The sequence below is a fragment of the Methanotorris formicicus Mc-S-70 genome (genome assembly GCF_000243455.1).
GTDB classification, from domain to species: Archaea; AGJL01; Methanococci; order Methanococcales; family Methanococcaceae; genus Methanotorris; species Methanotorris formicicus.
Genome location: NZ_AGJL01000005.1, coordinates 22194 through 46473, shown reverse-complemented (window position 1 = coordinate 46473; position 24280 = coordinate 22194). Strand labels below are relative to the sequence as shown.

General features: G+C 32.3%; 29 protein-coding genes. 8 read left to right on the top strand and 21 right to left on the bottom strand.

Features of this window, described 5'->3' with window-relative positions:
• Window positions 1–92: 92 nt before the first annotated feature.
• A complete protein-coding gene (locus METFODRAFT_RS01660) occupies window positions 93–431 on the bottom strand; it encodes a P-II family nitrogen regulator (protein ID WP_007043790.1) in 339 nt (112 codons plus the stop codon).
• Window positions 432–583: 152 nt separating this feature from the next.
• On the opposite strand from METFODRAFT_RS01660, the gene prf1 reads away from it, so the two are divergent.
• Both prf1 and METFODRAFT_RS01650 read left to right on the top strand, forming a co-directional pair.
• On the top strand, window positions 584–1849 hold the full coding sequence (gene prf1, locus METFODRAFT_RS01655) for a peptide chain release factor aRF-1 (RefSeq protein WP_007043789.1): 1266 nt from the start codon (window positions 584–586) through the stop codon (window positions 1847–1849).
• Window positions 1850–1931: 82 nt separating this feature from the next.
• Complete coding sequence (locus tag METFODRAFT_RS01650; protein WP_007043788.1) at window positions 1932–2252, top strand: MjaI family restriction endonuclease; 321 nt, start codon at window positions 1932–1934, stop codon at window positions 2250–2252.
• A gap of 16 nt (window positions 2253–2268) precedes the next feature.
• On the opposite strand, the gene larE is transcribed toward METFODRAFT_RS01650, so the two are convergent.
• From larE to METFODRAFT_RS01605, 9 genes are all read right to left on the bottom strand, one after another.
• Complete coding sequence (larE, locus tag METFODRAFT_RS01645) at window positions 2269–3090, bottom strand: ATP-dependent sacrificial sulfur transferase LarE (protein ID WP_007043787.1); 822 nt, start codon at window positions 3088–3090, stop codon at window positions 2269–2271.
• A gap of 17 nt (window positions 3091–3107) precedes the next feature.
• Window positions 3108–4073, bottom strand: a complete 966-nt coding sequence (gene bioB, locus METFODRAFT_RS01640) for a biotin synthase BioB (RefSeq protein WP_007043786.1) — start codon at window positions 4071–4073, stop codon at window positions 3108–3110.
• Between the two features lie 68 nt (window positions 4074–4141).
• On the bottom strand, window positions 4142–4885 hold the full coding sequence (locus tag METFODRAFT_RS01635; protein WP_007043785.1) for a UPF0280 family protein: 744 nt from the start codon (window positions 4883–4885) through the stop codon (window positions 4142–4144).
• A 150-nt stretch (window positions 4886–5035) separates the two neighbouring features.
• Complete coding sequence (locus METFODRAFT_RS01630) at window positions 5036–5455, bottom strand: molybdenum cofactor biosynthesis protein MoaE (RefSeq protein WP_007043784.1); 420 nt, start codon at window positions 5453–5455, stop codon at window positions 5036–5038.
• A 1-nt stretch (window position 5456) separates the two neighbouring features.
• Window positions 5457–6161: a HesA/MoeB/ThiF family protein gene (locus tag METFODRAFT_RS01625; protein WP_007043783.1), complete on the bottom strand. Its 705-nt coding sequence runs from the start codon at window positions 6159–6161 to the stop codon at window positions 5457–5459.
• 60 nt (window positions 6162–6221) lie between these two features.
• Complete coding sequence (locus tag METFODRAFT_RS01620; RefSeq protein ID WP_007043782.1) at window positions 6222–7742, bottom strand: carbamoyltransferase C-terminal domain-containing protein; 1521 nt, start codon at window positions 7740–7742, stop codon at window positions 6222–6224.
• 14 nt (window positions 7743–7756) lie between these two features.
• On the bottom strand, window positions 7757–8041 hold the full coding sequence (locus METFODRAFT_RS01615; RefSeq protein ID WP_007043781.1) for a hypothetical protein: 285 nt from the start codon (window positions 8039–8041) through the stop codon (window positions 7757–7759).
• A gap of 58 nt (window positions 8042–8099) precedes the next feature.
• A complete protein-coding gene (locus METFODRAFT_RS01610) occupies window positions 8100–8492 on the bottom strand; it encodes a hypothetical protein (RefSeq protein WP_007043780.1) in 393 nt (130 codons plus the stop codon).
• Between the two features lie 68 nt (window positions 8493–8560).
• A complete protein-coding gene (locus METFODRAFT_RS01605; protein WP_007043779.1) occupies window positions 8561–8848 on the bottom strand; it encodes an MTH1187 family thiamine-binding protein in 288 nt (95 codons plus the stop codon).
• A 394-nt stretch (window positions 8849–9242) separates the two neighbouring features.
• On the opposite strand from METFODRAFT_RS01605, the gene METFODRAFT_RS01600 reads away from it, so the two are divergent.
• The 6 genes from METFODRAFT_RS01600 (at window position 9243) to cas2 (ending at window position 13809) form a co-directional block, all read left to right on the top strand.
• Window positions 9243–11015: an acetolactate synthase large subunit gene (locus tag METFODRAFT_RS01600; RefSeq protein ID WP_048115285.1), complete on the top strand. Its 1773-nt coding sequence runs from the start codon at window positions 9243–9245 to the stop codon at window positions 11013–11015.
• 145 nt (window positions 11016–11160) lie between these two features.
• Entirely contained in the window at window positions 11161–11667 is a 507-nt protein-coding gene (ilvN, locus tag METFODRAFT_RS01595) for an acetolactate synthase small subunit (RefSeq protein ID WP_007043777.1), read from the top strand.
• A gap of 86 nt (window positions 11668–11753) precedes the next feature.
• Entirely contained in the window at window positions 11754–12746 is a 993-nt protein-coding gene (gene ilvC / locus METFODRAFT_RS01590) for a ketol-acid reductoisomerase (protein ID WP_007043776.1), read from the top strand.
• 109 nt (window positions 12747–12855) lie between these two features.
• Complete coding sequence (locus METFODRAFT_RS11695; RefSeq protein WP_281034030.1) at window positions 12856–12981, top strand: hypothetical protein; 126 nt, start codon at window positions 12856–12858, stop codon at window positions 12979–12981.
• 97 nt (window positions 12982–13078) lie between these two features.
• The gene (locus METFODRAFT_RS11125) at window positions 13079–13420 is read left to right on the top strand and encodes a hypothetical protein (protein WP_007043775.1); all 342 of its coding nucleotides are present in this window, start codon (window positions 13079–13081) and stop codon (window positions 13418–13420) included.
• Window positions 13421–13551: 131 nt separating this feature from the next.
• Entirely contained in the window at window positions 13552–13809 is a 258-nt protein-coding gene (gene cas2, locus METFODRAFT_RS01580) for a CRISPR-associated endonuclease Cas2 (RefSeq protein WP_007043774.1), read from the top strand.
• Here the strand turns inward: cas2 and cas1b are convergent.
• The 11 genes from cas1b to taw3 all read right to left on the bottom strand — a co-directional run bounded on the left by cas1b (window position 13806) and on the right by taw3 (window position 24097).
• On the bottom strand, window positions 13806–14774 hold the full coding sequence (gene cas1b, locus METFODRAFT_RS01575; RefSeq protein ID WP_007043773.1) for a type I-B CRISPR-associated endonuclease Cas1b: 969 nt from the start codon (window positions 14772–14774) through the stop codon (window positions 13806–13808). The two genes, cas2 and cas1b, sit on opposite strands and share 4 nt — an antisense overlap.
• A 12-nt stretch (window positions 14775–14786) precedes the next feature.
• The gene (cas4, locus tag METFODRAFT_RS01570; RefSeq protein ID WP_141564036.1) at window positions 14787–15302 is read right to left on the bottom strand and encodes a CRISPR-associated protein Cas4; all 516 of its coding nucleotides are present in this window, start codon (window positions 15300–15302) and stop codon (window positions 14787–14789) included.
• A 10-nt stretch (window positions 15303–15312) separates the two neighbouring features.
• On the bottom strand, window positions 15313–17673 hold the full coding sequence (locus METFODRAFT_RS01565; RefSeq protein ID WP_007043771.1) for a CRISPR-associated helicase/endonuclease Cas3: 2361 nt from the start codon (window positions 17671–17673) through the stop codon (window positions 15313–15315).
• Window positions 17673–18449 carry a CRISPR-associated protein Cas5 gene (gene cas5 / locus METFODRAFT_RS01560; RefSeq protein WP_007043770.1) on the bottom strand — a complete coding sequence of 259 codons (777 nt, stop codon included), beginning with the start codon at window positions 18447–18449 and terminating at the stop codon, window positions 17673–17675. The genes METFODRAFT_RS01565 and cas5 overlap by 1 nt, the downstream gene beginning before the upstream one ends.
• A gap of 12 nt (window positions 18450–18461) precedes the next feature.
• Window positions 18462–19367, bottom strand: a complete 906-nt coding sequence (cas7i, locus tag METFODRAFT_RS01555) for a type I-B CRISPR-associated protein Cas7/Cst2/DevR (protein ID WP_007043769.1) — start codon at window positions 19365–19367, stop codon at window positions 18462–18464.
• Complete coding sequence (locus METFODRAFT_RS01550; protein WP_007043768.1) at window positions 19368–20945, bottom strand: hypothetical protein; 1578 nt, start codon at window positions 20943–20945, stop codon at window positions 19368–19370. It abuts the gene before it with no gap.
• 187 nt (window positions 20946–21132) lie between these two features.
• Window positions 21133–22167 carry a DUF123 domain-containing protein gene (locus tag METFODRAFT_RS01545; protein WP_007043767.1) on the bottom strand — a complete coding sequence of 345 codons (1035 nt, stop codon included), beginning with the start codon at window positions 22165–22167 and terminating at the stop codon, window positions 21133–21135.
• Between the two features lie 48 nt (window positions 22168–22215).
• Window positions 22216–22422, bottom strand: coding sequence for a DUF6485 family protein (locus METFODRAFT_RS01540; RefSeq protein ID WP_007043766.1), 207 nt, complete (start codon window positions 22420–22422; stop codon window positions 22216–22218).
• Window positions 22406–22864 carry a methanogenesis marker 5 protein gene (locus METFODRAFT_RS01535; RefSeq protein WP_007043765.1) on the bottom strand — a complete coding sequence of 153 codons (459 nt, stop codon included), beginning with the start codon at window positions 22862–22864 and terminating at the stop codon, window positions 22406–22408. Before METFODRAFT_RS01535 ends, METFODRAFT_RS01540 begins: the two co-directional genes overlap by 17 nt.
• Window positions 22865–22947: 83 nt before the next feature.
• Entirely contained in the window at window positions 22948–23337 is a 390-nt protein-coding gene (locus tag METFODRAFT_RS01530; protein ID WP_007043764.1) for a DUF2111 domain-containing protein, read from the bottom strand.
• 172 nt (window positions 23338–23509) lie between these two features.
• Window positions 23510–24097: a tRNA(Phe) 7-((3-amino-3-carboxypropyl)-4-demethylwyosine(37)-N(4))-methyltransferase Taw3 gene (taw3, locus tag METFODRAFT_RS01525; RefSeq protein ID WP_007043763.1), complete on the bottom strand. Its 588-nt coding sequence runs from the start codon at window positions 24095–24097 to the stop codon at window positions 23510–23512.
• Window positions 24098–24280: the final 183 nt, after the last annotated feature.

The following is a 24280-nucleotide window of genomic DNA, read 5'->3' as shown; positions in this document are numbered from 1 at the left end:
AAAGAGTGCAGTAAAGAACTAATAAAGAAAGGATTCTCGTAATCACACTGTCAGTAAAAAAAACAAACGTAAATAAAAATAAAATAACAAAATTAAATTGCATTTTCATTTCTTTCTCCTGTTCTTACCCTTACAACTTCCTCTACTGGAATGACGAATATTTTTCCATCTCCAAACTCCCCTGTTTTGGCATTCTCGCAAATAATGTTAATGATCTTTTCCACATCATCATCTTTAACAACAATCTCAATTTTTACCTTTGGGAGTAAATCAACAATGTACTCCCTTCCTCTATACCTCTCAACAACTCCTCCTTGGACACCTCTTCCTTTAACTTCAGATATGGTTATACCCAAAAATCCTGCATCTTTGAGAGAATTCTTAACATCTTCCAACTTTGACGGTCTTATTATTGCCTCTATTTTCTTCATAAATATCACCAAAAATAATATATATAACCATAATATTTATATATTTTGTCGATTTTTATGCAATTATTTTATTGAAGTTAGTTATTTTCATTTTTCATCGTTATTAGAATCGATTTTATTTAATTGTATCATATCATGTATGGGTGATTTTAATGGAAGAGGATAAATCAAAGGAATTGTATACGTTTAAAAAGACACTTCAGGAACTTAAAAATAAAAAAGGAAAGGGAACTGAACTTATTAGTTTGTATATCCCAGCAGGAAGGAGGATATCTGACGTTGCTCAATATTTGAGAGAGGAATTATCTCAGTCATCAAACATCAAAAGTAAGAGCACAAGAAAAAACGTTCAATCAGCAATTGAGGTCATCTTGCAGAGATTAAAACTTTTAAAAGACCCACTTGAAAAAGGGGTTATCATATTTGCTGGAATGGTTCCAAGAGGAGGTCCAGGAACTGAAAAAATGGAAACCTACGTTTTAGTCCCTCCAGAACCAATAAAAACTTTCATTTACAGATGTGATTCCCAATTTTACACTGAACCAATTGAGGACTTCTTAGAAGAAAAAGATACCTTTGGGATTATCTTAATTGATAGGAGTGAGGCAACAATAGCAACAGTAAAGGGAAAAAACATTCAAATCCAGAAAAGATTAACAAGTGGAGTTCCAGGTAAATTTAAAGCAGGAGGTCAGTCCGCAAGAAGATTGGAGAGACTTATTGACGATGCTGCCCACCAGTTTATGGTTAGGGTTGGAGAGCATGCAACAGAGGTTTTCCTCCCAATATTGGAAAAGAAACAGTTAAAGGGAATCTTGGTTGGAGGTCCGGGGAATACAAAGAACGAGTTTGTGGAGGGAGATTATCTACACCATGAATTAAAAAAGATTGTTTTAGATACCTTTGACTTATGCTATACTGAGGAATTTGGAATTAGAGAATTGTTAAGTAAGGCAGAGCACTTACTGAAGGACTTAGAACTGATGAAAGAGAGGGAAGTAGTCCAGAGGTTCTTTAAGGAATTAATTAAAGATGATGGTGGATTGGCAGTATATGGTGAAAAAGAGGTTCTTGATGCATTGATAATGGGGGCAGTAGATACCCTTATTGTCTCAGAGGACATAAACATGGTTAGAGTTAGGATAAAGTGTAACAACTGCGAATACACTGAGGAGTTAAACATCAAAAAGGACGAACTACCTAAACTTGAAGAGGCACTGAAGGAAAAAACATGTCCACAATGTGAAGGAACATTGGTAATAGAAGAAGTAAAGGACTTCATTGAGTATCTGTCAGAACTCTGTGAAATGAGTGGAACAAAATTGTGCATAATTTCAAAAGACACAGAAGAAGGATCTCAAATATCAAAGGCATTTAAAGGTTTGGCAGCAATATTGAGATTCAAATTGCATCAATAAATATTTTACCTATTTTTTACCCATATTTTTATTTTTTTGAAAATTTTGGTGATAATTATGAATAAAAAAACAAAATTATCTTATGACGAAATTAGAAAATCTACTATCACTATCCAGTCCAAAATTTCCAAAATATTCATCCCAATTAATAAACCTTGCTAATATGTATTCTCATGCAACAAGATCAAAAAATGTTGGGCAAATGTCTGGATTAATGAAAGAATTTAAAGAAAATGGGGGTAGAACTTTTGAAGATAGGAAAAAATGGTATCTATCAAAATATCCAAATGCTATTGATGAAGCAACAAAAAAGATAATGAAAAAAATAAATGAATTTAAAAAAGTTTTAAATGAAATTGATGAAGAAATTATAAGAAATTGGGTATTTAGAGAATCTTATTAAAAGGAAAAAAGATAAATTATAAAATATTTTTGTGAATATTATTTTTTAATGGTCTTTTATATCCTTCCAAATCCAAACTAACTCTTTCAAACCCCAATTTTTTCAATTCATCTACGACTATTTTAATAAACTCTTCACTGAAAAATTTTTCTATCTCGTCCTTATCCACCTCAATCCTTGCAATTCCATCATCATCCCTAACCCTTAGGGTCCCTTTTATGTATTTTGATAAAAATTTCTCTGCCATCTCCACCCTTTTCAATTTCTCCCCAGTAATTTCTTGGTTAAATCTTATTCTCGTGGCAAGGCATGTTTCTTTTTTTGGAATTTCTATGTCCAAATAATTTGAAAGTTCATAAACATCCTTTTTTGAAATTTTAAATTCTGCCAGTGGAGATTTTATCCCATGTTCTCTAAACGCCTTTATTCCTGGTCTATCCTCAAATAAATCATCATATATAGTGCCATCGACAATTAAATCATAACCTAATTTTTCTTTCTCATTAACCAAGATAATTGCCATTATTTTTTTGCATAGGTAGCATCTGTTTGTTGGATTCTTTTTTAGTTGGGCGATGAGGTCATCTAATTCATGCATTTTAGCATCAAGTTTTATGACTTCATGCTTAATCCCATATTTTTTTGCCCTAATCTCTGCTTTTTTTATAGCATCATCTGAAAAGAATCCGTTGTCAATGGTTATAGCCAAAGTTTCTGTAGTATCTGAGGCAATTTTTGCAATTAATGAACTATCCACACCTCCCGAATATGCAACAATAACCTTTTTCCCTTTAAAGAATTTTTTTAGATTTTCTAATTTTTTCCTTAATTCTTCCATGAAAACACCTTTTTAACTTAATAAATAAAACCCATATCCTTTATCATCTTCAAATCATCCTCTAAAACCCTACCTTTTGTTGTTAAATAGTTCCCAACCATCAACCCATCTAATGCAAGTAAAGACAAGCATTGCAAATCATGCAAATTAAACTCTCTCCCACCACAGAGCCTTATTTCCTTATCTGGCATTATTACTCTGCAAATAGCGATGCTTTTAATAGCCTCCATTGGAGATATTGGTTTTATCTCATTTTTTTCAATCAAATTATACATCTTTGTCCCTTTAATTGGATGGAGTATGTTTAAAGCAACACTATCCACATCCAATTTTTTCAAATCCATCATCATATCTATTCTTTCTTTAAAATCCTCTCCTAATCCAAATATTCCACCGCTGCAAACCTCTAAACCCAATTTTTTTGCCTTTTTTATGGTTTTAACTCTATCTTCATAGGTGTGGGTTGTACAGATGTTTTTGAAGTGATTCCTTGATGATTCTAAGTTGTGGTGATATCTAACATCCAACTCCTTCAAAGCCTTTAATTTATCCTTATCTATAATTCCAAGAGAAGCACAAACCTTTAATTTCGTTTGCTTTTTTATCTCTTCAATAACTTCAACAACCTTCTCAAACTCATCCTCATTTATAGATTTTCCACTAACGACTATGGAGAATCTGCTGCAGAATTTTTCCATTTTTTTGGCTTTGTTTATTATCTCTTCCTTAGATTTTAATGGATAAACTTGAATGTCTGTTTTATGGTACATTGATTGGGAGCAAAATGCACAATTTTCAGAACACTTTCCACTTTTTGCATTGATTATAGAACATAGGTCAATTTTATTCTTCTTAAATGCCTTTTTTATCCTATATGCAAGGTATAAAAGGTCAAAAGCATCAAAATTCTCATATAATTTTAAAGCATCTTCAAAATCAATTTTTCCATTTATGGATTTTTCATAAAATTCAAAAAGTTCCATAATATCCCTGCTAAATTTTTTACTTATGTATTTTTAAGGTTCAAAAAATTCATAATTATAACCAACGTTTATATCATCTCAAAAAACTCGCTTAATACTGCCTTTTTATCAGTTTTAACCAATTGCGGAATCTTTCCTATTTTTCCAGTATATTTTCCAACAACCACAAGAACACCATCAATATTCTCAATTTCCTCCGCCTTCTCTAAGCATCTATTTATTGCCTCATCTTCCTTTCCTATTGCATAGTTTCCAATACTTGTTGCTGCTGCATCTGCTATACTACTTTCTTTTGCAAATACAACCACTGCATCGGCATTTCCAAAACTTACTGAATGCCCTACAGTCCCAGAGGATGTGCAGATGCCATATCCATTTTTAATTTTTTCCTTCTTCAATTTAAATCCAACTTCGCCAGATAATGGGGATGCTCCAGCAAATAACCCAACAACAATATCTTTCTCACACCTCAATGCTATATCCCCACCATTTTCAGCAATGATATTCTTTGAGTTGTATTTTAATAAGTTCTCCATTACTAATTGACTCATTGTTCCTGCAACTGCAGCCATTGGTCCAACATTTGCATTTTTACCGGATTTTGCCATGAGTTTTACAATTTTTGGGGCATCTTCCTCCACATCTATTGGCTCGTAAGTTGTCAAAAATATGGGATTTTTTAATATGTAGTTTTCAAGTTGCATCCTCTCTTTTAAGATTGTGTTTCTTGCCAATTTTATGTATTTTTTATCATCTACCTTCAAAAGCATGTTTGTTTCCTTTATTATTATTCTCTCCTCAATTAAATTCATCATATCCACCAAATAGTCGGTTTGCAAAATATATATGTTATTTATTTTACATAAAATTTCTGAAAGAATGGTAAATTGAAGATAATTTGGATAATATACAATTTATTCTTTAATTTTGATGATTGTAGCCATTTATAACGCAAACGACTATTATTCCACCCAATAAGAACCATCTTTAGCAAATTCCTTCTTCCATATTGGAACAACTTTTTTTAACTCATCAATCAAATACTCGCAAGCAAGGAATGCATCTTTTCTATGCTTTGCTCCAACAGATATTAAGACGATTTTTTCCCCGACCTCTAAAGTTCCAATTCTATGGATTATTATTGCATCAATTATATTATATCTTTTCATTGCTTCTTCCCTAATTTCTTCCAACTTCTTTATCGCCATTTTTTCATAACATTCAAACTCCAACTTCTCAACTTCCTTCTCTTCCCCATCTTTAATGCCCACATTCCTAACAATCCCAACAAATGTCACAACTCCACCTATGCTTTTATGCTTTTCAACCAATTTTTTTACTTCTTCCTCAACGTTGAAGTCCTCTTTTGTTATTTTAATCATTTTATCCCTCCAAGTTTGAACAAATAGAACATTTTGGATTCTTTTTCAAATTTAATATATTAAATTCATTGTTTGCAAGGTTTATGATGAGTAGTTTATTTTTTAGTGTCTCTCCAACTCCTGAAAGTAATTTAATAACCTCTCCCGCCTGAATAGTCCCAACAGTTCCAGCAGCAAAGCCCAATATAGGTAAAGTTTCATTTCTATCCTTTAAGTTGAATATACACCTTAAACATGGGGTTTCGTGTGGAATAATTGTTGTTATTTGCCCGTGCATATTTTCTACCGCACCATGGACAAATGGAATCCTATTTCTAACGCAAATCTCATTCAGCAAATATCTCCCCTCAAAATTATCTAAGCAATCTACAACAACATCAACATCTTTAATAAATTCCTCTTTCAACTTTTTGGGATGGATTTTTATCTCAACCTCTGGGTTTAGGCATTTTAATTTTTCTTTTGCCACCTCAACCTTTAATCTTCCAATATCCTCCTCGCAATACAGTATCTGCCTATTTAGGTTTGTTATCTCAACTGTTTGGTAATCTATTAAAATCAACTCTCCAATCCCAGCGACTGCTAAATATTGAGAAACCGCACATCCCAAACCTCCAACACCAACAATGGCAACCTTTGCATTTTTAAGTTTTTCCTGCCCTTTCTCTCCAAAATTTTTTATAAGAATCTGCCTACTGTATCTCATTTTTTCACTTTTTTATGTTGTTTTTGTGAATAATAATCATTAATTTTTAACAGTGTTAATTTATATATAAATCTTCTCCATTAAATAGTTTCCCAACAACAGAGCATCCCCAACATACCTAAATGTCCTCAAAGCATCATCTACTGTTCCAACAATTGGCTCTCCATGCATATTAAAACTTGTATTCAATACAACTGGAACTCCTTTTGACTCAAAAACATGGTTTATAATATCATAATATGTAGGATTAACCTCTCTTTTTAACGTTTGTGGCCTTGTTGTATTGTCAACATGAACAACTCCATTAATTTTTTCCCTACTTTCTTCTTTAACTTTAAACAACATCGTCATAAATGGGCTATATGTAGGGTTTTCTAAGTATTCATCAACATGTTCATACAAAATCGTTGGGGCAAATGGCATAAATTCACTTCTTTTAAGTATTTTGTTGATTTTTTCAGCATTTTCTTTTGTTGGAAGTGCAATTATACTCCTATTCCCCAACGCCCTTGGTCCAAACTCCATTTTTCCCCTACAGATGCAGACAATTTTATTATTTGCAATTAAATCTCCAACAACCTCTGGAATTTCTTCCTCTTCCAAATATCTTATTTTGTATTTGTCTTTAACACTTTCCAATTTATTGGCAATTTCATCGTTATCTATTTCAATTCCCAAATAGGTATTTTTTAAATCAATCCTGCATTTTTTCATTAAGAGGGGAGCCCCAACAGATAAACCTTCATCCCCCATAAAAGGGGGGATATAGAGGTTTGCAATCTCATTAACTTTCATATTCAACTTGACATTTTGAGCAACCCCGCCACTAAAAACAACATTCTCAATACCAGTTTCATCAACAAAACTCCTAATTAACTTCAAAACAACATCTTCCAAAGTCCTTTGAGCATATTTTGAAACCCTAACTTTAAATTCAAACGAATCATCATAACCAATGAGTTTCTTTAATGCCTTTGTTGCCTCATACCCAATAACGCCTAAATAATTTTTGAAAGATTTAGTTTTTGGGTTGTAATCGATAACCTTCAAATCAATATCGTCACTTCCGTCATAGGAGGAAAGACACATAACTTTACCTTCATCCTCCATTGGTTTAAAACCAAGAAGTTCAGTTATTGAGGCGTAGAAATCACCAACAGAATCTATCAAATCACTCTGCGCAATAATTTCTAAGCCATTTTTATTTGCAATAGAAACGGTTGCTGATAATCCATCCCCTCCTCCATCGATAGTGAGGACTATACATTCCTTAAAATTAGACAGTTGGTAGAGGGATGCATGACAAAGATGGTGGTGGAAGTAAAGCGTAGGAATTTGCATCTTTTCTTGGAATTTTTTTAATGCTCTCAATCTATTTCCCTTTCTAAAAATCCCGCCAATTGCAATAGCTTCAATATCCCCAATATTGGCATTTTTTAAAATATGCTCTATGCTGTTTTTTGGGAATCCACGTTGGTTCTTTTTTCTTGTGAATCTCTCTTCACTTATTGCATAGATGATTTTATCGTTATCTATTAATGAGGCACTTGCATTGTGTCCATCATGTATGCCAAGAATCATTTATGAACACCAATTTAATCAATTAGTGATTTTCCGTATTTTTTATACAAATTATTTAATAATAAAATTTCAGGATGATTTTCTAAATTTTTATTGTATTTATCTAAAATCTCAAAATAATATTTTAAAAACTCAATGTATTGAATTAAGTCATCAGATTTAACCATGACATCTAAATAGTCGCACAATCCAATAATTCCAACTTTCCAAGGAAAAACAGCCCCTTTGTTATTTTTACTTATTCCCCTTCTAACTTTAAATTTTTCCAATATATGTAATCCAGTATATCCATTTTTCACCTTATCGACTTAAATATCCAATTTCTCTTTAATTTTTTTAATATCTTCATCAATACACTCAAATTTTTATAGTATGAGATTTCAAAGAAACTCCGTCTTTTTCTTTTAATGTAGTGATAATTTCAATATTGTCAAATACAGGATTTATTTGAGTTAGTAACAATAAATACTTCTTCCTCAATTCATTGGAATATAATTTTTCAATCACGTATTTTTCAATATTTTCTTCGGGTTCTTTATCTTCAGTAATTTTTTTACCAAGAATATCTACTATCCTTCTAATAGCAAGTTCTATTTCACTTTTTGGAATTTCATGTTTTTCTAACTCTTCTTCCACACTTTTATGTATGCCAATACCAACTCCATTTTTACCAACCTTTATTTTAAATTTGTCAGTATCTTTATATTTTGCCAAAATATCAACAACTTTTTTAAAATTTTCATTTTCCATAATGCCCTCCATTAATAACCCTTACATAACAATATATAAATAATTAAATATATATCCTTTATTCTCTTTTATAACTCCCCAATTGCTCTCAATTTCCTTTCCATGGTATTTTCTTTATCTTTCCTTTCATCTATTTTTAAAGTGCTTAAAACTCTTTTCGAATCATTTAAAACTGTCCTATGTGCTTCTTTAAATGCCTCTAAAACCTCATCTAAATCTCCTTCTAAAACTGTTCCCATAGCATGCGTCTCTACTTTTAAGTTGTATTTTTTAAAAACCCCTATTGCTTTTTTAACATACTTTGAGACACTTGGGCCTTCTCCTATTGGAACTATTGAAACTTCTGCAACCACCATAATTCCACCAATTAAACTTTTGATTCTAAGATATAAATATATCATTAATTAATATTTAAATATAGTCGTTTGCAAAATATATATGTTGTTTATTGATAAAATTTCTAAAAAACAATAAATTGATTATTATCTTTTTTAATTTCATTGATAATTAAATTCACAATGCAAAGATTTTACCTTTCACCAACATTCATAAATATTATATATCATAAACAATAAGCAAAACACTACAAATTATTGGTTATGAAATGATTTTTAAAATTAATTTCATTCATGAATTTTAAAATAATAAAGATTAATTCCAATCCAAATAAAAATAAATTAGCAATAAATTTATATTATGCTATTATCAACCTTTAACGCACATGATATAGTTTTTATTTTTGGTGATGTCATGAAAGGAGCAGAAGGTATCATAAAAGCATTGGAGGCAGAAGGGGTTAAGATACTCTTCGGATATCCAGGAGGAGCAATGTTGCCTTTTTATGATGCATTATATGAGAGTGATTTAATCCACATCTTAACAAGGCACGAACAGGCAGCAGCACATGCAGCAGATGGTTTTGCAAGGGCGAGTGGAGAACCAGGAGTTTGCGTATCAACCTCAGGACCAGGAGCAACTAATTTGGTTACTGGAGTTGCAACAGCCTATGCAGACAGTTCTCCAGTTATAGCATTGACAGGGCAGGTTCCCACTCATTTGATTGGTAATGATGCATTTCAGGAGATAGATGCCCTTGGTTTATTTATGCCAATTACGAAACACAACTTCCAAATCCAAAGACCAGAGGATATTCCTTCAACATTTAGGGCAGCATTTGAGATAGCAACAACAGGAAGGCCGGGACCAGTCCATATTGACTTACCAAAGGACGTTCAGGAGAGAGAATTTGACATTAACAAATATCCAATCCCAACAATTGTTGATTTACCAGGATACAAACCAACAACAGTAGGACATCCACTCCAAATAAAAAGAGCGGCAAAATTAATCGCTGAGGCAGAGAGACCTGTAATTATTGCAGGTGGGGGAGTAAATATTGCAAATGCAAGTGAGGAACTTATTAAACTCTCAGAACTTGCAAGGATTCCTGTATGCACAACATTAATGGGTAAGGGAAGTTTTCCAGAGGATCATCCACTTTCCCTTGGAATGGTAGGAATGCATGGAACAAAGGCAGCAAACTATTGTGTTACTGAGAGTGATATTCTAATTGCAATTGGTTGTAGGTTCTCAGATAGAATAACAGGAGATATAAAGTCATTTGCTCCTTATGCAAAGATAATACATATTGATATTGACCCTGCAGAGATTGGGAAGAACGTTAGGGTTGATGTTCCAATAGTTGGAGATGCAAAGATTGTATTGAGGGATTTAATAGCCAATTTAATGAGATGTGAGATTAAGAATAAAGAATCATGGATGGAGAGGGTTAAAGAACTAAAAAAGGCATCAATTCCATTTATGGAGTATGATGATAAGCCATTAAAACCCCAAAGAATAGTTAAGGAGTTGATGGATGCTTTAAAGGAAATTGACCCAAATTTAAAGAAAACAATTATAACCACCGATGTTGGGCAAAATCAGATGTGGGTTGCACACTACTTTAAAGTTAAGAATCCAAGGACGTTTTTATCCTCCGGTGGTTTGGGGACTATGGGCTTTGGATTTCCATCTGCAATAGGGGCAAAAGTTGCTAAACCAAACTATAACGTTATTGCAGTAACTGGAGATGGCGGGTTTTTAATGAACTCCCAAGAACTCGCTACAATAAGAGAGTATGACATACCTATTGTAATATGTATCTTTGATAATAGAACACTTGGAATGGTTTATCAGTGGCAAAACCTATACTATGGAAAGAGGCAGTGCGAAGTTCACTTGGGAGAGAGTCCTGACTTTGTTAAGTTAGCGGAGAGTTATGGAATAAAAGGGAGAAAAATAACAAATCCTGAAGAAATAAAAGAGGCATTATTGGAGGCAATAAAAAGCAATGAACCATATTTATTGGACTTTATAATAGACCCGAGCGAAGCATTACCAATGGTTCCACCTGGAGGAAGATTAACGAATATCGTTCAGCCAGTTAGGGAGGAGCCTAAAATAAGAAGGGCATGCTTTGATGATATAAAGGATGTTAGGGAAGAAATTAAGGAACATAGTTAAATGTTTTAAGATGACAACCTTACTCATGGTGATTTTAATGGAACATAGACATGTTATCTCAGCGCAACGCCGCGTCGTTTCATCCCGCACTGATACCTCTTCGCTTCGCTCAGAGGTATAAAACATAACTTTTATGGTGATTTTAATGGAACATAGACATGTTATCTCAGCGTTGGTTTTGCATAAACCCGGAGTTTTGCAGAGGATTTCAGGATTATTTACGAGGAGAGGTTTTAATATTGCGAGTATAACTGTTGGAATAACGGAAAATCCTGAAATAGCAAGGATGACAATTGTTGTTAAAGGTGATGATAAGGTTCTTGAGCAGGTAATTAAGCAGTTGAATAAACTCATTGATGTTATAAAAGTTAGCGATATGGATGAGAAAAAGACGGTTCAAAGAGAACTTTGTTTAATAAAAGTATATGCTCCAACAGAAAGTGCAAAGTCACAAGTTATCCAATATACAAACATATTTAGGGGGAAAATCGTCGATTTGAGTGCAGAAACTTTGACAGTTGAGATTACTGGGGATGAGGATAAGATAAATGCATTTATTGATTTGATTAGACCTTTGGGTATAAAAGAAATGGCAAGAACCGGTTTAACAGCACTCATTAGGGGGCCAAAGATACTAAAGCCAAAGAAATAAATATTTGAAATATCATTCAAAATTAATTATTTTGAAATTCACAATAAATTATAAGAATCAAACAAAAACTAAAATGAGGTGGAATGATGGTAAAGATATTCTATGAAAAAGATGCTACTTACGATGCAGTAAAAGATAAAATAATAGCAGTTATTGGTTATGGAAGTCAGGGAAGAGCACAATCCTTAAACATGAAAGATAGTGGATTAAATGTTGTAGTTGGTTTAAGACCAAACGGGGCATCATGGAATAAGGCAATAAATGATGGACATGAGGTAATGACAATAGAAGAGGCTGCAGAGAAAGCAGATATAATCCATATCCTTATACCAGACGAGGTTCAACCAAAGGTCTACAATGAGCAAATAAAACCCTACCTAAAAGAAGGAAAAACATTGAGTTTTTCACATGGATACAACATTCACTTTGGGCTAATAACTCCACCAGAAGGGGTTAATGTTATCATGGTTGCTCCAAAATCACCAGGGGCAATGGTAAGAAAAACTTATGAGGAAGGATTTGGTGTTCCAGGTTTAGTTTGTGTTGAGAAAGACTATACAGGAAATGCATTGGATATGGCATTAGGAATGGCAAAAGGTATTGGTTTAACAAGAGCAGGAGTAATTTTAACAACATTTAGAGAGGAAACAGAAACAGATTTATTCGGAGAGCAAGTTGTTTTATGTGGTGGAGTTACAGAGTTAATTAAGGCAGCATTTGAAACACTTGTTGAGGCAGGATATGCTCCTGAAATGGCATACTTTGAGACATGCCATGAGTTGAAGTTGATTGTTGATTTGATATATCAAAAAGGATTACAAGGTATGTGGAACGACGTTTCAAACACCGCAGAATACGGTGGATTAACAAGAAGAGCAAGAGTTATAAATGAAGAATCAAGAAAAGCAATGAAAGAAATCTTAAAAGAAATACAAGAAGGTAAATTTGCAAAAGAATGGGGCTTAGAAAACATTGCAGGAAGACCACACTTAAATGCAATGAGAAGATTAGAGAAGGAGCATTTAATTGAGAAGGTTGGAAAAGATTTAAGAAAGATGTGTGGATTGGAGAAGGAGTAAGTTTTTAATCATTATTTTTTAATTTTATTTTATTGAAATTATTAGATTTCTGTTTCACATAGATATCGGGACGGTCGTAGGAGACACTTTTGTAACGACAAAGAAAATTATGAAGAAATCTAAAGAATTGGGAATGGAATATATTGGTAAACTTAGGAAAAACATTATAGTCGAGTATTTCGGTAAGAAGATTAAGGTAGAAGAATTGTTTAGGAAGATTTCGAGAAAGAATTAGACGAAAACCTAAAGGTTTCGTTGCTCACTTGCTACTCAAGTGAAAGCTTAAATTAAGGACTATTAATGGAATAAAGTTTAGATTATCTGCTAAAATCGTGAATATTCCCGATGTTGGTAGAGTTAAAATCGTTGCAGTGTTGATGGAAAATCAGAAAAAACCTAAGTATCTGGTCTCTACAAACCATAAAAAGAAGGCAGAGAACATAATAAGCGAGTATATGAAGAGACCAAAGATAGAAGAAAAGCATAGAAGAGATAAATCGATTTTAGAAATCGAAGGAAACTATCTAACGTCTGAAAAGAGCAATATTGGATTCGTTAGATTTATGGCGATAGTATCAAACTGCATAGAATATTTGAGATACAAATATGGACTATCGTTTTATGAAGTGGTTAAAGAGTGTAGTAAAGAACTAATAAAGAAGGGAATATCGTAATCACACTGTCAGTTAATAGTAATATTGTGTTAAAATCAGACCCTGGGGGGATGGAAACAAAGAATAACAACTCTTAAAAATAAAAAAAGACAAAAATAAATTAAGGATTTTTAAACTGAATAGATGATAGCATGTATGTTGTTATAGTTTATGATGTGAATGTTTCAAGAGTTAATAAAGTCAAAAAATTTCTCAGACAATATTTAAACTGGGTTCAAAATAGCGTATTCGAAGGGGAAATAACAAAAGCAGAATTTGAAAGGATAAAAGACGGACTTTTAAATATAATTGATGAGAATGAGGACTCAATAATAATCTACAAACTCAAATCAAAACCAAGTAGAGAAATTTATGGAATAGAGAAAAATCCCATTGATGATATTATCTAAAACCACGCCATCAATGGCATATACTTTTTCTGCCCAGTTAAATGCTTAATCAACTTGTATGCCTCTAACCTTATCAACCTCTTTTTTGTAACGTTCTTTTTTAATGTTGGGTGTTTGACGCTCTTTTCCATCTCTTCATTAAATGCCTTTAGGACAATCCTTTTTCCATCATCATTCAACAACACGCCATTCAAATCATCCCTAAAATGCTCCTTCTTAATAATCCTCTGCTTAACCAACCTATTTGCTATCCTATCGGCAATTATTGGCTTGAAAATTTCACTCAAATCCAATGCCAAAGAGAATCTTCTCTCACTTGGCTCGTGGAGATAGCTTATTGTTGGTGTTAGTTGAGTGTTGTAGAGTTCGCTTATTATTGTTGGATATAAACGGGAATTTAAAAAACTTATTAAAGCATTCATCTCATTTTGTGGTGGTCTTCTTGTTCTTTTGATAATTTTAAATTCATCTGGCAGTGTCCCATCCCATAATTTATAATACTCCTCCCTCATCCTCCCCTCAACATTCATAATCTCGGTGATTTTCTCTGCATCATTAAGTTCCTCTAAAAAATCATCAAATTTAACCTTAACCCCAAATTTTGACAGATTCTTTTCCATATTCTTTGCTCCACCAATAACAAAAAGTTTTGCAAGGTTTAATCTTTTTTCGGGATTTAAATAATGTTCCACTTGTTTTACAACCAAATCTCCAGAATGGAGAGATTCCCTTGGATAAAAACTCCCATCATAATATCCATAGTGGTTAAAGAAATGGAGGGCTATGCCTTTTTGTGTTAAATAATGTAGTGCTTGAGAGCTTATGCTTACTTTCCCATAAATGTAGATGTCATAAATTCCTTCAACTGCTAAAGGTTTCTTTTTATCTGCATTTTCAAAATAAAGTGTATTTTCTCTCCTAAAAAGATATCCATCAGAGAGAAGTGTTAATGCCTTTTTCCTCATATTTTCCCCCGATTAAATCCAGCATAACTCATAATATGCACATTTTTTGCAAATTTTGGATTTCTTTGGTTTTGGTGGATTTGGCATAGATTTTATTTTCTCAACCTCTTTTATGGCATCTTCAACCTCTTTTTCCCTCCCATCCAAGATTATTTCCTTTATTTCCCTAAGTTTTGGATAATTAAGGATGGCTTTTGCTTCAATGCCATATCTTTTTAAATAGTAGAGATAATACAACGCCTGCATTTCATGGGCTTTCTCCATGGATTTTCCCTTTTTGACTTCATGAACCTCAATGATATTTTTTCTCTTTATGAAGTCAATGTTTATAGTCCCTATTTGAACCTCCTTTTCTTCCCCAAAATAACTCTTCTCATGCAGAAATTTTCCCAAATCAACAAAATCACTCTCTTGCTCCATAGTTATGCCTTTTGCAAAATACCAGAGTTTTGTTTTGCAGATAAAGAGGTAGTTTATTTCAATGCCTCTAATGAATAAGGTTTCTTCAACGTATTCTTCTTCATCCATACTCTCTCCCTCATAAAATGTCTTCAAATTCCTCTTCCTCTTTATAATCAAATCCAATTTCATAAGTATATTTAAAAGAACAAATCCAATATTTTCTGGATTTTCTTCCTATTCTCTTTTCAAATTGTTGAAAATGAGATAATTCCCCTGTTTTTAGTTCATTCATAATTAAATACAAAGGAATTTTTGCTAAGTATTCTGTTTTTAATGCATCTTCTCCTAATCTATCAAAATAAACTTGAGGAACTACATCAATCTTTATAAATTTCTCATCCCTTACTCTAAAGAACTTTCCTTCTTCATCCTCTGTTGCTATATCTGTCCAATGTCTTCCAAATAATATTGCCTCATCAAAAGATAGTTTTAAATCGCTTGGAGTGTCAAGATTATAGTCTTTATAAACATCATCAACAAAATTTTTAATATCTCTATAGGTTAATGGCTTCCCATAAGATTTTATGTAGTTGATTGTTTTTTCAATTAATTCTTTGTTATATGGTAAGTGTTTATAAGGGAAAAATATCTTCAATTTGTATTCTTTTCCATTCTCTTTCCAATTTTTTCCTTTTCTATGCAATCTTCCAGCCCTCTGCCCAAGTGCATCTGGTGGAGATAACTCAGAATACATAATATCAACGGATATATCAAGAGAGATTTCAATAACTTGTGTGGCAACAATAACATAAGGTTTATTTAGGATTTTTCTCATCTCTTCCAAATTAAAAATTTCAGCTTCCTTTTTAACTCTATCCTTATAGGCAAATTGGGAATGATAGAGAATTGCTGGAACTTTATCCCTTATTGCCTTATAAAATTCCTTTGCCCTTTCAACGGTATTTAAGATAATCGCCTGAGAAAGCCCTTTTTTATAATTCTCTATTATTTCATTGATTATGTCTTCATTAACTTTCCATTCACCATCTTCTTTCCAAATTAAATGATTTTCTGAACATTCAAGTTTAAAAGGTTTATAATTTAATCCATCTTCATCAACTACAATCTCATAACCTTCAAGACAGTTAATTAAAAAGCTTGGCAGTGTTCCACTCATAAGTAAATGAGGAATATCCATTTTCCTTAAAATATCAAAAAGAGTTAATAAATGCTCTAATGTGTATTTTTCATAGTAGTGGACTTCATCAAAGATTATAACTGAACTCTGGATATTCCCTAAAGCAAAATCTGCCTGAGAAAATCCATGAACAAAAGAACATATAACGTGGTCAATGGTTGTTATCGTTATTGGTTTGAAAAACACATTCCCTTTAAAGTTTTCATCCATAATTTCCTCTAAGTCCTCCTCATCCCCTACTTCTTTTGAGTCCTTCAATTTTATAAAGCTCTTTCCATGGAATAGTCCAACATTCTCTTCTCCAAAAATCTTTATTAATCTGTCATACATTGCATTGCTTGTTACTTGTGTGGGCATTGCTAAGATGATTTTGTTTCTTTTGAAGTTTTTTAATGCATTCAATGCCCAAAGTAATGCTCCTTCAGTTTTTCCTCTCCCACAAGGGGCAAATAACATAACAAACTTATTTTTTGAGTTGTAAAGTTCTTTTTGGAATTTGTATGGCTCATAATCTTTTAATATAAATGATATTGGATTTTCAATATTCAATGTTGGAACATAAATCTTTGAATTTTCCAAAACATCATCAAAAGTTCCTTCTTTATCCTTTGCATATTCACTAAAGTTTAAACTTGCAAAATCATCACACAATTGAAGGATAGAAAACATAAATGAAAATATTGATTTTATTTTTATTTTTTCATCAAAACTTAGTGATTTAATATAGTTATTTGTCTCTATCCAATATTTCCTTCTCAGTTTGTGTAGTTCTAAAGGTTTTGCATCTTTTGGAATCTTATTTATTTCTAATTCCTCAAATTCAAAAAACTTTGAAAATCCAAGAGAATAATAAGCATCTTTGGAATTTTTTATGAAATTTTTAATCTCTTCTATTAAAAAAGTCCCTTTTTTATATTGTTGATAATCAGCATATAAGTTATCATAAAGTTGTGTATGATGAGATAATATAGCAAAAACTTCAATTGGGATATCGAGTAGATAATCAAACTCAATATTGTTTATAATTGGGAGTACATAAAGTGGATGAGGATGTTTATTGCTTCTCTTTCCTATTTTTATGTTGTTTTGGAATTCCTCCGTTATTTTTCCAATATCATGCAAATAAATGGTGAAAAAAGTATTTCTTATAAATTTTTCAGTGGGGATTTGCCATCTATTACAGAAATCATCAACTACATCAAAATTTCTTTCCAGATATTCTTTATAGATTTTTAATGCATCGTAGGTATGTCCCTTCAATGTCTGAAAAACCTTTCCTTCTCTTTTGGCAAGAATCATCAGAACACCCTAATAAACTCATCTCCAAAGTCCCAAACTTTTAAAGATTTTTCAGACAAATATGGAAACTTTGTTGGAATAGAGACAAGTTTATATTCAGAATAAACCTCTTTTAAGTTACCTTTCTTGTCTTTTATTGGAATAAACTTGTATGGCAGTTTTTCAAGTATGCAATTTTCATGAATTCCGTCTAAGATACTATTTATCTGATTTTCTTCAACTTCTCTTACTCTAACTGGCTCAAATACCTCAACATCTACCAAATCATCAGAAGTTCCAAGATATAAAGGTCTCTCTGGATTTTTTAAGGCATTATAAATCTTTTTTATTTTCTTCTCTTCCCCCACAAGATAAATCCAATACTTTGGCATTATTAGAAACTCTCTATGCATTGGTGAGGAAGGAAAGCTTCTTTCATAAATCACCTTCTCTACTTTTATAATATTCTCTTTTCCACAGTTTGGACATTTTTTTGGCTTTGAGTCAGATATTTTCTCAAATCCGCAACTCTCACATCTATAACATGATTTTCTTGAAATCATCTTTAAGAATTTAGCCATTTCTCTACCAATCTCTATTTTGCCTTCAACTCTCATCCCAATCTTAAACCAATTTTGAATCTCAAATGAATCTCTTGGCATTCCTAAGGTGTTGCCTATCATTCCCCTAATTGCTGTAAATGGGGGAAGTTTGTAGGTTAAAGATAAAGAGGTTGTAACTGGCTTCCTAAAACTTACAAAGTATATTCCCTCACATCTAAACTTCAACCCCCACATAGAAACACCAATTTATAAGTTAATTTCCCCTAAATAGCTCAATGCATCTTTTATTGCCTCATGAGGAGCTTTAACTTCTATATTTAAATCTTCAAATAGCTTTTTAACATCTTCCTCATTCTCAAAGAAGTTTGGAACAAGCCCAACAAATATTTTTGGTGAATATTCTGAAACATCTTCAAGAATTACTTTTAATAAATCAACATTTATCGTATTACCTTTCAAATCTATTGTCTTTTGCAATCTATGGGAATATATGTCTTGAAATGCAATTATTATGAAATCTGGTGTGAAATCAGTCAATAATCTTGCCTGCTTTGAGTAATCTGACAAGTATCTTAATGATTCAATAACCTTTGAAATCCTATTTTTGCGTTCCTCATTATTTACGCAGTAATCAACTTTAATAGTTCCATTTTCAATCTTTTCCTCTCCTCCAACCCTTTTAACATCGATTGCTACCCCTACCTTGTAGATATTAACTCCAATCTCAACATTTACTATATCCCCCTCTGCTTTTTCTCCCCCTCTATATCTTCTTGTTAAAAAATCAACTGTTGAATTTTCATCAAATGGCAATAACCCTATTGCTGGTGATACCTTTACTGGTGAGACTCTTGTTCTTGCTCCAACATCTTTCTCTGGCTTCATGAATCCAAAGAGGTCACATCCTATACAGTTTTTTATATTTCTACAAGTTTCTCCTTTATCATCTGGAATGCACATAAATTCATTCTCATCTAAATTCCTTCTAATGGCCTCTTTTATATAATACCTCATGGCCTGCCCTGAGACGTAAGGATATTCTACTCCATTTTTCTTAAATTTCTTGACATCAATAAAATTACTCTCCCCTTCGCCAGAGTTTAGGTTTGTTAAATCAGTTTTTGATAGCCAAACTATCTCTATACCTCTCATCTAATCCCCCTCCTTTTTCAATTTTTTGATGGCAAGATACATGGATGAGTATATAACTAACAAATCTCTAATTTCCTTCCAGATTTTTTCATGTTCTTTAACCATAACTATAAGTTCATCTATTGCAGTTGGTTTTATTTCTCTAAGCTCATCTTTTTCCATTCCAGCCATTTTTCTTGATATTTCCCTTAAAACACTCCAAAATTCTTCAATAGTCCTAACTTTATCAAGTTTATACAATAGAGAGGAATTTCCAAGAGATATTTTTGCAATAATGTTCCCAACACTTTTTATCGTGTCTAATTTCTCCTTAGGAATTCCCATATTTATCAACCTCCATAGATAGATAAGTTCATCTAAAATTTGATAAGCATCTGATGATAAGATAACAAAACCCCCCTTTCTTGGCATTAACTGCTTTGAAAAAGTTCTAAAATCATTTATCAATAGAGATTTTGATAAATTCTCTCTAATTTCGTGAGTAAAGTCCCAGTCAGTTGTGAATTTTTTGTTATTATACTTTTTAAAGAATGTTCCTTTAACAAATCCGTCATAAATTAAGTAATTTTCCTCTACTAACTTTCCTATCACCTCCAACATTCCCTTATCAACATTTATTGTCTCAAACTTGACGTTTTTGACTTTGCTTTTTATTGGAATATGCAACACTCCCCACTTATTGCATAATATCTCACTCTCTTTCACATTAACAATAAACTTTTCATAGAATGCTAATAAAGTGGTGTATTCTCCAGAAGTTTTTTCAATTTCATTATAATTTGGTTTTTTAAGTAGATTTCCATACCTTCCTGAAATATTTAGGATTCCTGCATTTAATGTTTCTTCTTTAAACTTGTTAAGTTCGATTAAGTCCTCAAATATTGGAAGAAATAAGAATGTCTTCTCATTTCCCAATGTATGATATAAGAGTCCCTCATCAGTCCATTCTAAAACTCCCAACAAATAGCACATTAAACATAAGTTTTTATGATACTCTGGAAGTGATTTAATAGTTCTAATCCCACTTAAGCTTTTATTCTTTGTTACAAATGGATAAATTGCCTGTTTTAATGTATAACTTTTTTTATACCTGCCTCCACACATTATACAGATTTTATCTCCTTTTTTATTTTCTTTTAACTCATCTAATATCTTAGGCAATTTATTCCAGTCAAATACTTCCTCTTTTAATTTTACAGTTCCACCTTCCTTTTTACCTTCTTGAAGTAAAATAAAGTCCTTTTTAATCTCCTTTGCACCTCTTGTTTTTTTATCTTCCCCCATTACAATCATATTTTTATATTTATGCTTTATCTGTTGAATTAATACATTTTTAAACCCTTCAAAATTATCAAATTCAAAGATTAGTTTATCACTGGTTAGTGAGACATTAAAGTCTTCATTACCTATCTTTTTTAAAATTCGATAAAAGTTTTCCAATGCATTGTCCATCCAAACATCATGGTAAATTGGAACCTCAAATACAAAACTTTTAGATTTTTTTGTATGATTTCTTTCACTTTTACCACCAATATTTTGACTTAAATATTCATCAAGAGTTTTTATTTCTCCTTTCATTAGCCCACCATCCCCAAACAAATTAACAATATCATATCCCCCAAATCTTCCAATTGTAAAATGTTACTAATTGTCCAAAAAGTGTTATTTAGTTAAATTGTATATTGATAAGATATATATAAATTTATCGTTTTGCAAGGTATTTAAACAATAATTAGCTAAACTCTTTACATAAGTAAAAAAAGCATCACAATGGCAAATAAAACAAATGACTCCTACACTTACAATCAGAACATCCAAAGCCTTCAACACACTTAAATATCTCAGCTAAATCCTTTGCAACGTCACACTCACAACTTTTATTTGAGACATATATGCCTTTAACATCCCCAAACTCCAAAAGGTAATCAACATGCCAGAACTTTTTCTTTTCCTTTTTTAAATGCCTGCCTATCCTATTCTTCAAATTTATACTTTTTCCAAGGGCGGAACCAACATAGAAGTAATAACCTTTCCTAAAAAACCCCTCTTTATTTCCAAATTTTATTTTCCGCCCCCTATTGAGTTTGATTTTTAAAATATAGGTACCCTTTTCAGGTGGAATGTTGTTTTTTGATACCTTCTCAAATCCATATTTTTTCAAAACCTCATCAAAATATACAATCTTTTTATAATATGGACATCTCTCCCTAATCTCCTCAAAACACTTCCTACACTTTGGAGTTGGAGAGCAAACTTCCCTTCCAAAAACAACGAGCAAATTATTTATTATCTTCCAATATTTTTTTGGCAGTTTTTTCCTCAACTCCATTTCCGTCTCTTCTGGGGTTTCTGTCTCAACGTATTCCCATCTATTGCATATCCTATGTACGTGGGTATCTACACAAATCCCATAATCATCAAAAGCCAAAGTTATAACCAAATTCGCCGTCTTCCTCCCAACACCAGGGAGTTTTAAAATTTCATCCAATTCATTTGGAACTTCCCCATTATAGTTCTCCTTCAAAACCTTAGCCAATTTCTTCAAGTTTTTTGCTTTTGTTTTGTAAAATCCAACAGGATAAATGAGTTTTTCCAATTTCTCCAAATCAATCTTTAGCAAATCATCAACATCCCTAACCTTCCCAAACAATCTCTTTGAAATCTCCTCTGTTACCTCGTCCTTTGTCCTCGCACTCAAAATTGTTGAAATCAAAACCTTAAATGGACTTTTTTCTTTCGCTATTTCCGTAACAACTGCATTTTTATTTAACCTTTCCTTTAAAATTTCTATCTTCTCCATACCCATCCCTTAGAATTAAAAAATAACAAAAAAGGAAAATAAATTGAATTAAATCTTACCTTCTAAAACAAGCTTTGCAAACTTCTCAAAACTTCTGTCGTAGGTTTTTTCAACATCATCTGGGAAACAGCAGGCAGGTAGTTGCCTATTTCTTAAATGGTAATGCAAACACTCACAACACAAACCTTTTTTTGAGCATGATGGATAGGAGCAGTTGCATCTGTTTAGGTTTTTCTCTTTATTCGGACACTCCATTATTCCCCTCCAATTCTTTTAAAAATGCTGCAATTTTTTTAACTACGATTTTTGCCTCTTCCTCTGTTTTAGGATATTCCACATTTAAAACTGGAATACCCTTTCTCCTAATTAAATATTTTGTTAATTCATTTGTTCTCTCACATCCAACACATCCAAAGCCAATTGGGGCATTTTTCATTATAATTGCTGCTTCTGCCTCTTCTATCAACGGCCCTATTAATGATAATCTTCCTCTAACTCCAGAAGGGACTTCAATTGCAGCATATTTTAATCCTTTCTTTGGATCCTCATCAGTTATGTTTAATGGAGGACTGTCTATCTCAGCACTCCTAACCTTTTCTCCAATTACATTGTTTAGCATTAGTGGCTTATGACCAAACCTCTCAACCAAATCTCCCAGTATTAAACTGTTTGGGGGAAATATAAACACCTTTTTCACACTATCACCTAAAAAATTAATTATAAAGCAAATGAAACGTTCGTATTTTTAAATTTTTCGTATGGTCTTTCAACCACAATAAATTATTTTGGGAATGCATCTTCAGGTAAAAACTTGGACAACTCTGCTCTTCTTGCCAATAATAAAACGTCCTCAAATATTCCAGCGGTGACATCAACTGCACCAATTGCCCCCAAAACCTCGTCCCCATCCTTTATAGGCACAATAATTACTGGAAGTCCTTTATATGGTCCTACAACTGGAGTAACTCTCAAAATTTCCCCAGTTTCAATTGCCAACTTTAACACATACCCCTCATAGTTGTCATCAATAACATCTCCCTTCTCCAACCTAATACCAGGTTTTTCTTTGCTCCTTACCGTTACTGGAAGTTTATTTACTAAAATGTGGATAGCCATTGCAAATGGTAACAAATCTTTTGGATCCGCATTTTTTAATAATTCTTTAAGCATCTTCTACACCTCAAAAATAATCTACATTAATATTTAGAAATGTGAGGATATATATAGTTGTTTGCGTTGGATTCTAATTCACAACTTCAACAAATTTAATGGAGAAATTACCTATTTTAAAATTAGACATGACAACAACATTTAAAATTGAAGCATATAAATTTTTGTTATTTTATTTTTTATTTAATTCTTCAAGTTTCTCATACCACCTCATTAAAATCTCTCGAGATTTTTTTAATTTAAAATTTCCCATATCCAATAAAAACTTCAAGTAATCTTCATTAACAAGGATTTTTCCATCTTTTCCAATTGGAGCATCTATCTTATATGTGCCAAGTATCTCCACAATAACCCTCTTATCGCTAACTGATTTTATGGATGATGCCTTTAATCCATTGTGTATGGCAAGTTCTACCATTTTCTTTGCTGAATTTATGTCTTTTGCTGCTATGTGCAATATTGGAGAGTTCATAACAAAAACCATCAATTCAAAATCATCGGATTTTTTGCTTAATGCCTCAAATAGTTCATCATAAGTTGCATAATGATGCCACTTTCCAAGCCACCTCGAATGGATTTTTGCATTTTTCCCCTTTGGGAATTCCATTATCCCGCATCTTCCAATGCAACTACTCGTTGTGTAATAATCATCCAATTCATTAATCTTATTTACTATTGGAATTATCTCTTCATCCACAAGATTGCTTTTTATGGCAAGTTCAAGTTTCATTAAGGTTCTTCTTTTGTCATCCTCAAACATACTCCCACCTAAACAGAAAAGGTTATAAATAAAAGGGCATATAGGAGGATTTTAAAAATTTAATTTAAAAATCTAATATTAAAAGTATAGTTGTTTGCGTTATATGTGACCATAATCATTAATAAAATAGAGGGATGAACTAAGACCTATTTGAAATTCTACGCTTAATTTATCGTTCTTTCA